Raw genomic sequence first — 15445 nt, 5'->3', positions numbered from 1 at the left:
GTATTTTATAAGGATGTATGGAGCGGTGTGTTTTCCACGGTTTACTTGCCCTGTATGAGCCGCTGATTTTGTTTCTATCATATCCGGTTTTGTAATTCCCATTTTATTTTGATAGAAAAATACGGTTTAAAAACTGCCCCGCTGCGGGGGCGCAGTGTGGTTCGGTTCGCTATTCCCTATTCGGGCGGTTTGTGCTATAATAAAACGAATATTATTTTGGCTTAAAATTCATGCGGCGCGACAGGAGCATAAGAAACGATATGATCATTCTGGGAATCGACCCTGGCTACGCCATTGTTGGCTACGGGGTAATCCGCGCAAGCAGCGGGCGGTATCAGCCACTGGAACACGGCGCGGTGGTCACACAGGCGGGGCAGGAGTTTAACCGTCGTTTGGAAGTGATTTACGACTCGCTTTCCAAGGTGATGGAGCACTGGAAGCCGGAGGCAGTGGCCATTGAAAAGCTGTATTTCCAGAACAACCAGAAAACGGCCATTGGCGTTGCAGAAGCGCGCGGGGTCATCCTTCTGGCGGCGCAGAAGCACGGTCTGGAAGTGTTTGAGTACACGCCCCTTCAGGTGAAGCTGGCAGTGACCGGCTACGGGCAGGCGCAAAAGCCGCAGGTTATGGAAATGACGCGGCGGCTGCTCTGTCTGAAAGAAGTCCCCAAGCCCGACGATACCGCCGACGCACTGGCCATGGCGATCTGCCATGGGCAGGCGGCGGGCTCCGGCCTGCGCCGGACCATGCTGCGCTCCACGCAGAATAAATCGCGGGTTATATAGAATGGAATAGATAATAGAAAAGAATGAAAAAGCAGGAGAAGCCATGTTTTATCATGTGAAAGGAACGTTAACCCATGTGGAACCGGGGTTTGCCGTGGTGGAATGCGGCGGCGTCGGCTTTAAATGCCTGACCACGCTCAGCACGCAGCGCGCGCTGCCAAAGCTGGGCGAGCAGGTGACGCTTTACACGCACCTGAATGTGCGTGAGGACGCACTGGATTTGTTCGGCTTTGCTACGTTGAGCGAGTTGAACTGCTTTAAGATGTTGACCGGTGTCAGCGGGGTTGGCCCGAAGGTGGGCCTTGCCATTCTTTCGGAGCTTGCCCCGGAGCAGGTTGCCATGGCGGTTGCCACGGGCGACAGCAAAACGCTGACCCGCGCCAGCGGCGTGGGTGCTAAACTAGCCCAGCGCATTACGCTGGAGTTGAAGGATAAAGTAAAGGGAATGCAGACGGGCGGCCAGCCGGTTCCCTTCGCGGGCGTGGTTTCCGCCTCGTCCAATGCGGCTTCGGCGGTCAGTGCGCTGACCGTGCTCGGCTATTCGCCATCGGAAGCTTCGGCGGTGGTCGCGCAGTTTGACTCCTCACTGACCGTGGAGGAACTGATTCGCCTTTCCCTGAAAGCGATGGCCAGCGGGATAAAATAACCGAAACACGGTGCCGTACGCCGCTTCCACCGGGAGGAAACGAAGATGGATTCCATTCTGATTCGGGAAGCCGAAAGCAGGGATGCAGAGGCGTTTTTTCGCCTGAACCGCGACGCCATGGGGTATGACTTCGATTTGGACCGCACCCGCAGGCGCCTTGATTTTGTCCTGCAAAAAAACGGCCACAAAATTTTTGTAGCGGAACAAAACGGTACGGTGGTCGGCTATGTTCACGCGGAGGATTACGAACTGATTTACAGTGAACCGCTGAAGAATATCCTGGGAATTGCCGTGGCGGAGGATGCCCGGCGGCAGGGAATCGGCGGCCGGCTCCTCTGCGCGGTTGAGGATTGGGCAAGGCGGACCGGAGCGAGCGGGGTAAGGCTCGTTTCCGGGTGTCAACGTACGGGTGCGCACCGGTTTTACGAAGCACAGGGCTATATCAGCCGAAAAGATCAAAAGAATTATATAAAACTGTTTGAAAAATAAATTAACGGTATGAAAACGGATGTTTCAAACCGGAAAGGACGGTGGAGCGAATGGATTATACCGGCGAAAACGAATATGATTTTGAAAACCGCATGGTTGCGCCCGAGTATGTTCCGGAGGATGCGGAGGTAGAAAATCCCCTTCGTCCAAAGGCGCTTTCAGAATATATCGGCCAGGAAAAGGTGAAGGAAAATCTTTCTGTTTTTATTGAGGCGGCAAAGCAGCGCCGCGAGTCGCTGGACCACGTACTGCTTTACGGACCGCCGGGTCTGGGCAAAACCACATTGGCCGGAATTATTGCGAACGAGCTGAATGTCAACATCCGCATTACGTCAGGCCCTGCGATTGAAAAGCCCGGCGATCTTGCCGCGTTGCTGACGAACCTAAACCCGGGCGACGTGCTGTTTATCGATGAAGTGCACCGCCTTTCCCGCAGTGTGGAGGAAATCCTTTACCCTGCGATGGAGGACTTTGCGCTCGATATTATCACCGGCAAGGGGCAGATGGCGGCTTCGTACCACCTTCCGTTGCCCCGGTTTACGCTGGTGGGCGCCACCACCCGCGCGGGGCAGCTCAGCGCACCGCTGCGCGATCGTTTCGGCGTGGTGCTCCGGCTGGAACTTTACACCCCGCAGGAGCTGGCCCGCATCGTCACGCGAAGCGCGAAGATTTTGGATATCCCCATTGAAGTGGACGGCGCGCTGGAAATCGCTTCCCGTTCGCGCGGTACGCCGCGTATTGCCAACCGCCTTTTAAAGCGGGTGCGCGATTTTGCGCAGGTCATCAGCGAGGGTGTCATCAATTATCAGGCAGCGAAAATCGGACTGGACCGGCTGGAAATTGATGAAATCGGACTGGATGCGAACGACCGCAGAATGCTTTCCACCCTGATTCAGTATTACAACGGCGGGCCGGTTGGGCTGGAAACGCTGGCCGCCGCCATCGGGGAGGAAGCGGTTACGATCGAGGACGTTTACGAACCCTACCTGATGCAGATTGGCTTTTTAAGTCGGACCCCGCGGGGCCGCTGCGCGACCCGCAACGCTTACCTGCATTTGGGCCTGACCCCGCCGGACGCGGTGGACAGCGGCCAGCAGCGGCTGTTTTAGGTGCAGACAAAGGAGTGTGTCATGATGGAATTTGAACAGGCAAAAATTGAAATTTACATTCCTCCGGATTATGTTGTCCCGCTGCGCGACGCGCTCAGCGAAGTCGGTGCGGGGCACATTGGAGCGTATGACCACTGCGTGTCTATCACGCAGGTGAGCGGCTACTGGCGCCCGTTGGAAGACGCAAAACCGTTCCTTGGCGAATTGGGGCAGGTCTGCGAGGGCACAGAGTGCAAAGTAGAAGTCCGATGCCGCAGGGAATTGATCCCGGAGGCCGTAAGGGTGATTCGTAAAATTCATCCTTATGAGGAACCGGTCATCAATATTGTACCGCTGGCAAATCATCTTTTTGGCGTTCACTAACTGCATTTTTTGCGGCGTTGCCTGGTTGTTTCAGCCGGAATTCAGAAAACCGAGTAGAAACCGGGTACAAACCGCACATAATAAGGTTGTGTTTTTTCCTGAGGCTGTCACAAGTCTTCTGGGAAAAGGCCTTGAATCACTTTGGTCACCATGAGTTGAATCATCTTAATCATATCATTTAGGAGTTGTGGAATATTATGGGCAGATTATTTGGTACCGACGGCGTGAGAGGCGTCGCAAACAGCGAACTGACCTGCGAAATGGCAATGAATATCGGCCGTGCTGCGGCTATGGTGCTGACGGACGCGAATCACCGCCACCCCAAATTTCTGATCGGCAAAGATACGCGTATTTCCTCCGATATGTTGGAAAACGCAATTACCGCCGGGCTTTGCTCCGTCGGTGCGAACGTGGTGCAGCTGGGCGTTGTCCCAACCCCGGCCGTCGCGTTTCTGGTGGGCAAATACAAGGCAGACGCGGGCGTAATGCTGACTGCAAGCCACAACCCCTGTGAATTTAACGGCATTAAAATTTTCAGCGGCGACGGCTACAAACTGCCCGATGCGCTGGAAGAACAAATTGAGGCAATTGTGCTGGACCACGCAGAAAAACCGGCGTGCCCCATTGCCGGCGACGTGGGCAGCGTTTCCACCATGCCGAACGTGGTACGCGATTACGTAGATCATATTAAAAGTACGGTCGCTTTTTCACTGGATGGCATGCGGATCGGGATCGACTGCGCAAACGGTTCGGCTTCCCGCACAGCGGAGCTTCTATTTACCGAACTTGGCGCTGAATGCCATATGCTTTCCAACCAGCCGAACGGCGTGAATGTGAACGACAACTGCGGTTCCACCCATATTGAAAACCTGATGGCTTTCGTCCGTGAAAACCATCTGGATGCAGGTGTGGCATTTGACGGCGACGCAGACCGCTGCCTTGCGGTGGACGAAAAGGGTCAGTTGGTGGACGGCGACTATCTGATGGCAATTTGCGCGGCGGATTTGAAAAGCCGCGGCAAGCTGGAAAAGAACGCAGTGGTCGGCACCATTATGACCAATATGGGCTTTACCCGCTTCTGCGACGAAAACGGCATGAAATTCGCCGCAACGAAGGTAGGCGACCGTTATGTTCTGGAGGAAATGCTGCAGGAGGGCTATAACTTCGGCGGCGAGCAGAGCGGACATATTATTTTCCACGATTTTGCAACAACCGGTGATGGCCAGCTGACCGCCGCGCAGCTTTTGAGCATTGTGCACCGCCGCAACGCGAAGCTTTCCAGCCTTGCCACCCTGATGACCCGTTACCCGCAGGTGATGGTGAATGTGCAGGTTGGGCCGGAGGGCAAGCTCCGCTTCTACACCGATTCCGAGGTAAAGGAAGCGGTGGAACGTGCAAAGGAAAAGTTGGGTTCAAACGGCCGCATTGTGGTGCGCCCCTCCGGCACGGAGCCTTTGCTGCGTGTGATGATTGAGGGCGAGGATCCCGAATACATCAACGTACTGGCGAATTCTGTTGCGGATGTGCTGCGGGAACGTTTGGCGTAACTGTTTTTCATAAATTTTGACCGATAAAGAGGAACCGAATTGAGAGCTGCAAACTGGAAGGACTACGAATTAATTGATACAAGCAGCGGGGAGCGGCTGGAACGGTGGGGGAACGTAATCCTCATCCGGCCCGACCCGCAGATTATCTGGAACACGCCGAAAACAAACCCGCTTTGGCACCGGGCGAACGCGCGCTACCACCGCTCGCAGACGGGCGGCGGTCGATGGGAAGAGCTGAAAGGGGTTCCGTCCGTGTGGAAAATCGGTTATCACGGGCTGACGTTCCAGCTGAAAACCATGGGCTTTAAGCACACCGGAATTTTCCCCGAACAGGCGGTCAACTGGGACTTTGCCATGGAGAAGATTCGCCGTGCGAACCGCCCGGTGAAGGTGCTGAACCTGTTCGGTTACACTGGTGCGGCTACTTTGGCCTGCATGAAGGCGGGTGCGCAGGTGTGCCATGTGGATGCCTCCAAAGGCATGGTTACGTGGGCAAGGGAAAATGCCGCGGCTTCCGGGCTGGCCGACCGGCCGGTACGGTGGCTGGTGGACGATTGCGTAAAATTTGTGCAGCGGGAACAGCGGCGCGGCAACACCTATGACGGCATCATTATGGACCCGCCGTCCTACGGGCGCGGGCCAAACGGCGAGGTCTGGAAGCTGGAAGAGCAGCTGTACTCGCTGGTAGAGCTGTGCCTTCCCGTCCTTTCGGAAAATCCTCTGTTTTTTATTCTGAACTCTTATACCACCGGGTTGTCCCCGGCGGTGATGGAATACCTGCTGGGCGTGCTGCTCGGCAAAAAATTCGGCGGCCGGGTTTCTTCAGATGAAATCGGCCTGCCGGTCACCGAAACCGGGCTGGTTCTCCCCTGCGGCAGCACCGCCATTTGGGAAGCCACGGATTAAGCGTGGGAGGAATTCCGTTTGCATCTTCCAATGCGCTATGGTATTATTATAAGTATGTGTATAGATACGTGTATTGACACATATAGTTGCTCCGATTTTTCCTTGCACGGGCGGCCGGGCAGGAAAAACGGGCGGTGAAAGGGCAGTTTTAGAATGGATTACATCACAGCGGAAAACGTCGCATTTTCTTACGGCGATGAGGAAACAGGCGATGTGAGGGAAGTGCTTCACGGCGTTTCGCTCGGAATTCAAAAGGGAGAGTTCGTGGCTTTGTTGGGCCACAACGGCTCCGGTAAGTCCACCATGGCCAAGCTGTTCAACGCCATGCTTCTACCGGGTGGCGGCAAAGTGTTTGTAGACGGCATGGATACGGTGGACGAAAGCGTGCTTTACGAAATCCGCCGACGGGTTGGGCTGGTTCTTCAGAATCCGGACAACCAATTGGTCGCCAGCATCGTGGAAGAGGACGTTGCGTTTGGGCCCGAAAATTTGGGTGTACCACCCGAAGAAATCCGGAAACGGGTGGACGACGCGCTGAAAGCCGTGGAAATGTACGATTTCCGCCTGAATGCGCCGTACAAACTGTCCGGCGGGCAGAAGCAGCGCATCGCTATTGCGGGCATTATCGCCATGCAGCCGGACTGCATCGTGCTGGACGAACCCACCGCTATGCTGGACCCGCGTGGGCGCACCGAGGTTATGAATACCATTCATAAGCTGAACCGTGAGAAGGGCATTACCATTGTTCTGATTACGCACTATATGGACGAGGCCGTGCAGGCCGACCGTGTGATTGTGATGGACAGCGGGAAAATTCTGACGCAGGGAACGCCGCACGAGGTATTTTCGCAGGTGGAACTGCTGAAAAAGCACGCGCTCGACGTGCCCCAGTCCACCGACCTGATCGACCAGCTGAAATCCAGCGGCTGCGACCTGCCGGACGGTGTGCTGAACATTGAGGAGTGCGTTGCAGCACTGGAACCGCTGCTGCAAAAACACGTACGGCGAACCGGAAACCAACAATAAGCGCGGAGCGGCGGAATGTGGTTCCTCCGCATTTAATTTGGGAGAAACTTATGCCTGTAATACCTGTAATTGAAACAAAAGATTTGACTTATACTTACGGCGCGGGAACTCCGTTTGAAAAAACCGCCGTGGATCATGTGAGCTTTTCCATTGAACCAGGGGAGTTCATCGGCCTAATCGGCCATACCGGTTCGGGAAAATCCACGCTGATTCAAATGCTGAACGGGCTTTTGCGCCCCACAAGCGGAACCGTGCTGCTGAACGGCAAGGATATTTGGGCGGAACCGAAAAAAATCCGTTCGGTGCGTTTTCAGGTGGGAATGGTGTTCCAGTACCCGGAGCATCAGCTGTTCGAGGAAACCGTTCTGAAGGATATTGAGTTTGGCCCAACCAATATGGGCCTGAGCGCGGAAGAAACGGAAGCACGTGCACGCCAGGCGGCGGAGTTTGTCGGCTTGAAGCCGGAGCTGCTGGAAAAAAGCCCGTTTGAGCTTTCCGGTGGGGAAAAGCGCCGCGCGGCAATTGCGGGCGTTATCGCCATGGACCCGGATGTGCTGATTCTGGACGAACCCACGGCGGGGCTTGACCCGCACGGCAGGGACGTGTTGCTCAGCCAGATTATGACTTACCATCGGAAGCGTGGCAATACGGTCATTTTGGTTTCCCACAGCATGGAGGATATTGCCCGCACGGCGGACCGGGTGCTGGTTATGAACTCCAGCCGGAAAGCGATGTTCGATGCTACGGGCGCGGTGTTTGCCCGCAGCGCGGAATTGGAAGAAATCGGCCTGCGCGTGCCGGAAATCACCAAGATTATGGCAATTCTGCAAAGCAAAGGCTACCCCGTTACCACCGTGCTCACAGTGGAACAGGCGGTGCGGCAGCTGCTGCCGCTGTTACGGAAGGGAGGCTGAGCCATGGTTCGGGATATTACGCTCGGGCAGTACTTTCCGGGGAATTCTCTGATTCATCGATTGGACCCCCGCATAAAAATTGCGCTGACGTTTGTCTATATTATCTTTATATTTGTTGCTTCCAATTTTGAAAGCTTGCTGTTGATGGCGGTGATGATTCTTGCCGTTCTTCTGCTGTCTGGTGTTCCGCTGAAGCAGTATTTTAAAAGTCTGAAAGCAATTTTGTTTGTCGTGCTGTTCACATCAATCTTAAATTTATTTTATGGTACCGGCGAAGTGGTCTGGAAGGGCTTTGGCTTTATGCAGATTACAACCGGCGGTATTTCCAATGCTATTTTTATTACAATTCGTATTATCAGCCTGATTTTATTCAGCTCTGTATTGACGTTCACCACATCGCCCACCGAACTGACCGATGCACTGGAACGCCTAATGAAGCCGTTGAAGGTGCTCCATGTGAAGGTGCATGAAATTGCAATGATGATGACCATTGCGCTGCGTTTTGTTCCCACTTTGCTGGAGGAAACGGATAAAATCATGAGCGCACAGAAAGCACGCGGCGCCGACATGGAAAGCGGCGGCTTGACCCAGCGGGTAAAGGCGCTGATTCCCATTCTGATTCCGCTTTTTGTTTCGTCCTTCCGCCGCGCCTACGACTTAGCCATGGCGATGGAATGCCGCTGCTACCACGGCGGCGAAGGACGCACGAAGATGAAGGTGCTGCACGCGGGCCCGCGCGATGTGGCGGCGGTGGCCTTTTCCGCCGTGTTCTGCATCGGCGTGGTGCTGTGCGGCATTTATTTTCCTCCTGCGTTTTAATCCGATTTTATAGGAATGCTCTGCAAGGAGACGAAACATGCGCAATTTGCTCTTGACAATTTGTTATGACGGTGCGAATTACCACGGCTGGCAGATACAGCAGAATGCCATTTCTGTGCAGCAGGTTTTTCAGGAATCGCTGTTCCGAGTCCTTGGGGAGCGGCCCGATATTAAAGGCTGCAGCCGCACGGATTCGTTTGTTCATGCGCGGCAGTTCTGCATCAGTTTGAAAACAGAGCACACAATCCCGTGTGAACGGCTTGTGGGTGCTCTGAATCATTTTTTGCCGGAAGATATTGCCGTGCAAAGCTGCCGGGAAGTGCCGTTGGATTTTCATGCACGATATTCCTGCACGGGAAAGGAATATGTTTACCAAATTTGGAACCACCCGGTGCGCGACCCCTTTTTAAACCGGCGCGCGCTGCACTACTGGTATCCACTGGACTTGGAACGAATGAATCGGGCGGCAGCCGGGTTTATGGGTGCGCACGACTTTACTTCGTTCTGCACGCTGGACGCGCGTGACCGGGGGGACATGACCCGCACCGTAACGAAAGCGGAACTGCGGCGCGAGGGGAATTTGGTACTTTACACGGTGGCGGCCGACGGATTTCTTTATAATATGGTAAGGATTATGGTCGGCACCCTGCTGCGTGTAGCGCAGGGAAAGCTGGAGCCGGAGGATATTCCTCGCATCCTCGAAGCGAAAGACCGCAAGGAAGCGGGGCCGACTGCGCCGCCTTGCGGGTTGTATTTGAACCGTGTCTTTTACGAGAATCTGGAAAGCAAGCATTCGGATGATTAAAACCGCGGAACATGCGGCGAAAGGATGGTGACAGCCATGGGCAGAGGCGAGCGTTACAACACCACCGAAATCGAACTGGGCAAACATCATGCCCGGCAGGAGCGTTCCTCCCGAAGAAGAAAAGAACCGCGGCCGCGCCGGATTCCACGTTGGATGTACCGCGTGATTCTGATTTTGCTTCTTACCTTTGTCGGAATGCTGCTGTGGTTCAACCGTACCAACCTGACGCCGGAAAATGTGCTGGATTGGGTGCAGACGCAGTTTATCGGTATGGGGGTGGGGGACGGATACCCCTACAAAATCACCGGAAATGTGGTATCGCCTGGAAACTTCAAATCGGTGAACCATGAGCTTGTAATGGTGCGCGATACGGAGCTTACCGTTCTGAACGGTACTGCGAAAGAGGTTCTAAGCCGCCAGCACAGCTTTTCCAAGCCAATTATGCGCCTGAATGGTACGCGAACGCTGATTTATAATCTCGGCGGAAAGGGATATCAGTTGGAAGGTCCGAGTCGTACCATTGTGCGGAATAATACGGACAACAATATTCTATGCGGTGCGCTTGCAGCCAATGGGCGTTATGCCCTAATCACCGAGCAGGACGGTTACTGCGGCCGTCTGACCGCTTATAATACGGAGCAGCAGGAACTGTTCCACTACTGGTTTTCCGAATATTACCCGTCCGCAGCGGCGCTGAACGACAGTGGAACAAAGGCGGTTGTGACCGGAGTTTCCTCCAAAAACGGTGCGCTGACTTCCGCCGTATATCTTCTCAATTTCAGTGACAGCAAGCCGGCAACCCCGGTGGCCCAGTATGAGGAAAATATGATGCTGGACGCCGCCTATTTTGGCAACGGGACGGTGGTTGCCGTCGGCGACCGGTTGACGGCGGTCATTCAGACCGATATTGGGAAAAAAGTAGATTATAATTATGAAGGACGGCAGTTAACTGCATATGATATCAATAGCGGAAAAACAGTGCTGAGCCTATCCCCCTACCAGAACGCGGCGGATTCCAAACTGGTGGTATTGAACAGCATGGGCGCATCGGATGTGACGATTACGCTGAAACAAAGCGTAAAGTCCGTTTCCCTGTACGGGAATACGGTTGCGGCGCTGGCAAACGGGAAGGTTTATTTTTACTCCGCGGACACGGGCGCGGCACAGGGAACCTGCGACGCCGGCAGCGATGCCAAAGCAATTGCGCTTGACAGCGAAAACACCGTTTACATACTGGGCGTGTCGGAGGTGCGCTGCGCCTCAGCACAGTGAACTCTTGTGTAAATCGTTCTTTTATGATATATTATAATGATAGTCTGAAACGGCAGGAGAAGGTTTCCAAAGTTTTCACCAGAATCAGGCTGAGACGGAATCGGGAAGGCTTCCTACTGCGGCGAAAGGATGGTCATGAACATGGCAACGATACTGGATATTATCCTGCTTGTGGTCCTGCTTGGGTTTATAATTACCGGTTTAAAGGCCGGTCTGGTACGCTCGCTGCTTGGTTTGGTCGGCTATCTTTTTGCGATTGTTGCTTCCGTGGCTCTTGTAAACCGCTTTTCTGGCCTGATTGGAGCGTGGTTTTTTCATGGACGCACGGATAACGTGCTGCAGATCGCGCTAACAAAAATTGCTGCGACAGTTATTTTTTTCGCGCTTCTCCAATTATTGCTCCGTATGATAATCGGTGCGGTCGACACCGTGTTCCGGTTGCCAGTTCTGCATCAGGTTAACGCGCTGCTTGGCGGCGTGTTCGGTTTGTTGAAAGGCATTTTGGTTATTTTTCTGTTTTGCGCAGTGCTGCAATTGGCGCTGCCGCTGCTGGTGCAAAAATATCCTGAATTTACACAGAAGGAAATTGCCCAGTCATGCATTTATCAGTTTACGAATGCAAATAATCCTATTTGCAGCCTGTATGAAACGGAAATTTAGAATGGAGTAAGGATGGATTGTCAAATATGAAGCAAAGAAACAAGAACATTAATGTGCCGAATTCTCTTTCCGTGTTGCGCATCATTCTAATTGTTCCGTTTGTTTACTATTTCATTCACAACCGCATTTTAGAAGCGGGCATTGTCTTGGCGGTATCGGGTCTTTCCGATATGCTGGACGGTATGATCGCACGCAAGTTTAACCAGTTCACCGAGTTGGGGCAGATGCTTGACCCGGTTTCCGATAAACTGACCCAGGGCGCGGTCGCGGTTTGTCTTGCAGTCGAGCAGCCAATTCTAATTCCGCTGCTTGCCATTTTTATCGTGAAGGAAGCCTTAATGCTGGTCGCCGGCTGCTTTTTGCTCAAAACGGGGAAACGCCCGGGTGGTTCCAAATGGTATGGCAAAGTCGCGACAACCTTGTTTTATATTTCCTTTGGAATTATTGTTGTTCTGAAAGGAATCTGGAATATTGAAAATATGGTGCTGACCATTACCCTTCTTTCCATTACGGCAGCATTTATGATCTACGCGTTTGTACAATACGCGAAAATTTACTTTGTTATTCTGCACTCGGACGACCCGAGCTATCGAATTGATATTCATGAGGTTATGGATAAAAGGGATAAATCAGATGAATGAGGATTTTGAGCTATGCCAATGAGGGGAACGCTCGAAATTCATAATAATTTTACACTTTGCGTCGATTCCATTCATATATTCAAGTTAAGATAAGCTAACGCGTTCCGGCCCCGCATAGGACCGGCCGGAGGCGGCATATGAATTTATCTGCGACAATGCCTTTGTTTTGGATAGATATTTCAAGAAGAGAAGAAGTGAGTTTTACCAATGCTATGTTCAAGATGCCATAAAAGACCGGCGGTCGTATTTATTTCCCCGACGGTTGATTCGAAAGAAAGCCGTGGGCTTTGCCTGGCTTGTGCAAAAGAGTTGGGTATAAAACCCGTCAATGACCTGATGGAGAAGATGGGGATAACAGAAGAACAAATGGAAGCGATGGAAGCGGAGCTGAATGAACTGATGGCCCCGAATTCGGATGACGACGGGGATTCGGACAGTGAAGACGGCTTTATTCCCGGCGGTGCCGCCACGTTTCCGTTTCTTCAGAATATTTTTTCCGGTCCCAGCAACAGCGCCGAACAGGTGCAGAACGGGAAAAATGCGGAAAAAGAGAAAAAAGAAAAACATAAAACCAAACGCAAACATCTGGATTCGTATTGTACCAACCTGACTGCCAAGGCAAAGAAAGGTGAAATCGACGCCATCATCGGCAGGGAAAAAGAAATTTCCCGCGTGGTTCAAATTCTGAGCCGCCGTACGAAAAATAATCCATGCCTAATCGGTGAACCGGGCGTGGGCAAAACTGCAGTCGCGGAAGGCCTTGCCCTTCGCATTGCTGCAGGGACGGTCCCTGCAAGGCTGAAAAAGAAAGAAATCCATCTGCTGGACCTTACGGCCCTGGTCGCCGGAACGCAGTTCCGCGGGCAGTTTGAAAGCCGCATTAAGGGCCTTGTGGACGAGGTGAAGGCGGAAGGCAATATCATCCTGTTCATCGACGAAGTGCATAATCTGGTTGGTACCGGCGATGCAGAGGGTTCCATGAACGCCGCCAATATTTTGAAGCCTGCCCTGTCCCGTGGGGAGATTCAGGTAATCGGCGCAACCACATTCTCCGAATACCGCAAGTATATTGAAAAGGATGCCGCACTGGAGCGCCGCTTCCAGCCCGTAACCATTGCGGAGCCTTCGGTGCAGGAAACCACGGATGTCCTGATGGGCATTAAGTCCTATTACGAGACCTACCACCGTGTTCGTGTGCCGGAGCCGGTGATCCGCAGGGCAGTTGTGCTTGCCGAGCGTTATATTACCGACCGTTTTCTGCCGGATAAGGCCATTGACCTTCTGGATGAAGCGTGCGCCTGCGCCGCTCTGCGTAACGGCTCCATGGCCGATTACGATGCCGCCAACGCGCAGCTGGAAACCCTCCGCGCACAGGAGGAAGAACTGACCGCGGACGGAATTGAACCGGATTACGAGAAGCTTGCCGAGGTTCGAACGGAAATTTCCCGCTTGGAGGAAAAGGCGAAAGCCTTGGCTCCGGCTGCCCTGGGTTCTGAAGTCGAGGAAAAGGATTTGGCTCGCGTGATTGAACTGTGGACCGGAATCCCCGCCAGCCGAATTCAGGAAAATGAGCTGAAAAAGCTGGCAGACCTGGAAAATACGCTCAACCGAAAAATTATTGGACAGAAAGAAGCGGTCGCGGCTATCGCATCGGCCATTCGCCGCAGCAGGGTGCAGATCAGCCCCCGCCGCAGACCCGCTTCCTTTATCTTTGTTGGCCCCACGGGCGTAGGAAAGACCGAACTGGTCAAAGTTCTGTCGCGCGAACTGTTTGACACGCCCGAAACATTGATTCGGCTGGATATGTCCGAATTTATGGAGAAGCATTCGGTTTCCCGCATTATCGGTTCTCCTCCGGGCTATGTGGGTTACGATGAAGCCGGCCAAGTGACGGAAAAGGTTCGCCGCCGCCCGTATTCGGTCCTTCTGTTTGATGAGATTGAAAAAGCGCACCCGGATGTGATGAACATTCTGCTTCAGATTCTGGATGAGGGCCGGATTACCGACGCGCACGGCCGCACGGTGAATTTTGAAAATACCGTGATTGTCATGACTTCCAACGCGGGAAGCGAGAAAAAGGAAGGCGCGCTTGGCTTTGCTAAGACCGAAACAGATATGTCCCGTGAAAAGGCCATGAAGGCTCTGTCGGACTTTCTGCGCCCCGAATTTCTCAGCCGTGTAGATGAGGTGATCGTATTCCGCCCGCTGAATGCAGACGATTTTGAGGCAATTTCGCACCTGATGCTGGATGAGTATGTTGATTCGCTGAAGGAACGCGGAATTCAGCTGAAATACGACGAAAAAGCAACCCATTGGCTGGCGCAGCACGCCATTGGCGGAAAGAGCGGTGCGCGCGACCTGCGCAACCTGATTCGCCGCCAGGTGGAGGATAAAATTGCATCCGCCATTGTGGACAATAATGAGGAAGTTATTACTGGTATTGCCGTTACCGCCGATGACAGCGGGATTCGGTTGGACATTCTAAAATAATTTAAAAAATCGCTGGATTTATGATTGACATCTGCCACTGGACTATGCTATAATGATAGCCGTCGCTAAAATGCGAGTGTAGTTCAGTGGTAGAACTCCAGCCTTCCAAGCTGGTCGTGTGGGTTCGATTCCCATCACTCGCTCCATGGAATGCGCCAATAGCTCAGCTGGATAGAGCAACTGCCTTCTAAGCAGTAGGTCAGGGGTTCGAATCCCTTTTGGCGCGCCATATATATGGTGGATGTAGCTTAGCTGGTTAAAGCGCCAGTTTGTGGCACTGGAGACCGTGGGTTCGAGTCCCATCTTCCACCCCACTTAAAAAACCGGCACGAAGCAGAGCGTTTTGTTTCGTGCTTGATATTGGGCTGTAGCCAAGGGGTAAGGCAACGGACTTTGACTCCGTCATTCCGTAGGTTCAAATCCTGCCAGCCCAGCCAGAGCCTGTCTTCGGGCTCCGTTCGCGGACAGGCACTTTTTTAGTTGACAAGCGCAGCAAAAGCTGCTATAATATAAAGGTTGTTGTGAATCATTAGCTCAGTCGGTAGAGCACTTGACTTTTAATCAAGGTGTCCGGGGTTCGAATCCCCGATGGTTCACCAAAAATCCGCATGAACACTGAGCTTCAGGATTCATGCGGATATTTTTTTGTATGGTTGCAGCAACGGCGTAGCAATATTATCTTCTTAAAATGATTTAAACCGAATGAATCGTCGTAAATCTCACGGTTAAAAACCCATGAAAGCGAAAAGAATATAACGGCTATAAGTCGAGAATATAAAGAAGTCGGTCTGAATTATATGGATTCAGACCGATTTTATATAGAACTTTTAATTTCTTTGTATTATTATAAAGAAAATATTGAAATACTCTTTTGCAGAATTTGTTCTAAGAAGGGAATCCAAAAACTAGGTTTTCATTTTTGTACAATTGGGACTATAATAAAAAGCTGAGGAAGTATGTGTAATCGCAATAA

The 15445-nt window shown here is 52.6% G+C and carries 15 protein-coding genes and 5 tRNA genes; all 20 read left to right on the top strand.

The genetic code is table 11. The annotated features are described in order from the left end of the window. Positions 1 to 260 precede the first annotated feature (260 nt). Positions 261 to 785, top strand: coding sequence for a crossover junction endodeoxyribonuclease RuvC (ruvC, locus tag ACSVDI_RS13215; RefSeq protein WP_457943553.1), 525 nt, complete (start codon positions 261 to 263; stop codon positions 783 to 785). Positions 786 to 828: 43 nt separating this feature from the next. Continuing rightward, the gene (gene ruvA / locus ACSVDI_RS13210) at positions 829 to 1431 is read left to right on the top strand and encodes a Holliday junction branch migration protein RuvA (protein ID WP_457943551.1); all 603 of its coding nucleotides are present in this window, start codon (positions 829 to 831) and stop codon (positions 1429 to 1431) included. 45 nt (positions 1432 to 1476) lie between these two features. After that, positions 1477 to 1920 (top strand): GNAT family N-acetyltransferase, encoded by a 444-nt coding sequence (locus ACSVDI_RS13205; protein WP_457943549.1) that lies wholly within the window; start codon positions 1477 to 1479, stop codon positions 1918 to 1920. A gap of 50 nt (positions 1921 to 1970) precedes the next feature. Next, positions 1971 to 3029, top strand: coding sequence for a Holliday junction branch migration DNA helicase RuvB (ruvB, locus tag ACSVDI_RS13200; protein WP_457943547.1), 1059 nt, complete (start codon positions 1971 to 1973; stop codon positions 3027 to 3029). Positions 3030 to 3050: 21 nt separating this feature from the next. Next, positions 3051 to 3392, top strand: coding sequence for a divalent cation tolerance protein CutA (cutA, locus tag ACSVDI_RS13195; RefSeq protein WP_457943545.1), 342 nt, complete (start codon positions 3051 to 3053; stop codon positions 3390 to 3392). Positions 3393 to 3589: 197 nt separating this feature from the next. Beyond that, on the top strand, positions 3590 to 4939 hold the full coding sequence (glmM, locus tag ACSVDI_RS13190) for a phosphoglucosamine mutase (RefSeq protein ID WP_457943543.1): 1350 nt from the start codon (positions 3590 to 3592) through the stop codon (positions 4937 to 4939). Positions 4940 to 4978: 39 nt separating this feature from the next. After that, the gene (locus tag ACSVDI_RS13185) at positions 4979 to 5845 is read left to right on the top strand and encodes a class I SAM-dependent methyltransferase (RefSeq protein WP_457943541.1); all 867 of its coding nucleotides are present in this window, start codon (positions 4979 to 4981) and stop codon (positions 5843 to 5845) included. A gap of 153 nt (positions 5846 to 5998) precedes the next feature. Next, on the top strand, positions 5999 to 6871 hold the full coding sequence (locus ACSVDI_RS13180) for an energy-coupling factor transporter ATPase (protein WP_457943539.1): 873 nt from the start codon (positions 5999 to 6001) through the stop codon (positions 6869 to 6871). 59 nt (positions 6872 to 6930) lie between these two features. Continuing rightward, a complete protein-coding gene (locus ACSVDI_RS13175; RefSeq protein WP_457945649.1) occupies positions 6931 to 7785 on the top strand; it encodes an energy-coupling factor transporter ATPase in 855 nt (284 codons plus the stop codon). Positions 7786 to 7788: 3 nt separating this feature from the next. Next, on the top strand, positions 7789 to 8604 hold the full coding sequence (locus ACSVDI_RS13170) for an energy-coupling factor transporter transmembrane component T family protein (protein ID WP_457943537.1): 816 nt from the start codon (positions 7789 to 7791) through the stop codon (positions 8602 to 8604). Positions 8605 to 8641: 37 nt separating this feature from the next. Then, complete coding sequence (gene truA, locus ACSVDI_RS13165) at positions 8642 to 9409, top strand: tRNA pseudouridine(38-40) synthase TruA (RefSeq protein ID WP_457943535.1); 768 nt, start codon at positions 8642 to 8644, stop codon at positions 9407 to 9409. A gap of 36 nt (positions 9410 to 9445) precedes the next feature. Continuing rightward, a complete protein-coding gene (locus tag ACSVDI_RS13160; protein ID WP_457943534.1) occupies positions 9446 to 10681 on the top strand; it encodes a DUF5711 family protein in 1236 nt (411 codons plus the stop codon). A 141-nt stretch (positions 10682 to 10822) separates the two neighbouring features. Continuing rightward, positions 10823 to 11341 carry a CvpA family protein gene (locus ACSVDI_RS13155; protein ID WP_457943533.1) on the top strand — a complete coding sequence of 173 codons (519 nt, stop codon included), beginning with the start codon at positions 10823 to 10825 and terminating at the stop codon, positions 11339 to 11341. A 26-nt stretch (positions 11342 to 11367) separates the two neighbouring features. Further along, on the top strand, positions 11368 to 11982 hold the full coding sequence (locus ACSVDI_RS13150; RefSeq protein ID WP_457943531.1) for a CDP-alcohol phosphatidyltransferase family protein: 615 nt from the start codon (positions 11368 to 11370) through the stop codon (positions 11980 to 11982). 207 nt (positions 11983 to 12189) lie between these two features. Then, positions 12190 to 14472, top strand: a complete 2283-nt coding sequence (locus ACSVDI_RS13145; protein WP_457943529.1) for an AAA family ATPase — start codon at positions 12190 to 12192, stop codon at positions 14470 to 14472. Between the two features lie 72 nt (positions 14473 to 14544). Continuing rightward, positions 14545 to 14618: transfer RNA gene (locus tag ACSVDI_RS13140), tRNA-Gly, on the top strand. A 6-nt stretch (positions 14619 to 14624) separates the two neighbouring features. After that, positions 14625 to 14701: transfer RNA gene (locus tag ACSVDI_RS13135), tRNA-Arg, on the top strand. A gap of 8 nt (positions 14702 to 14709) precedes the next feature. Next, a tRNA-His gene (locus tag ACSVDI_RS13130) sits at positions 14710 to 14786 on the top strand. Between the two features lie 47 nt (positions 14787 to 14833). Then, a tRNA-Gln gene (locus ACSVDI_RS13125) sits at positions 14834 to 14909 on the top strand. An 86-nt stretch (positions 14910 to 14995) separates the two neighbouring features. Then, positions 14996 to 15071: transfer RNA gene (locus tag ACSVDI_RS13120), tRNA-Lys, on the top strand. The last annotated feature ends 374 nt before the right edge of the window (positions 15072 to 15445 follow it).

The organism is Caproiciproducens sp. LBM24188 (genome assembly GCF_054130445.1).
Note: the sequence above shows the minus strand (reverse complement) of the source record. Positions and strands in the feature narration are given on the sequence as shown.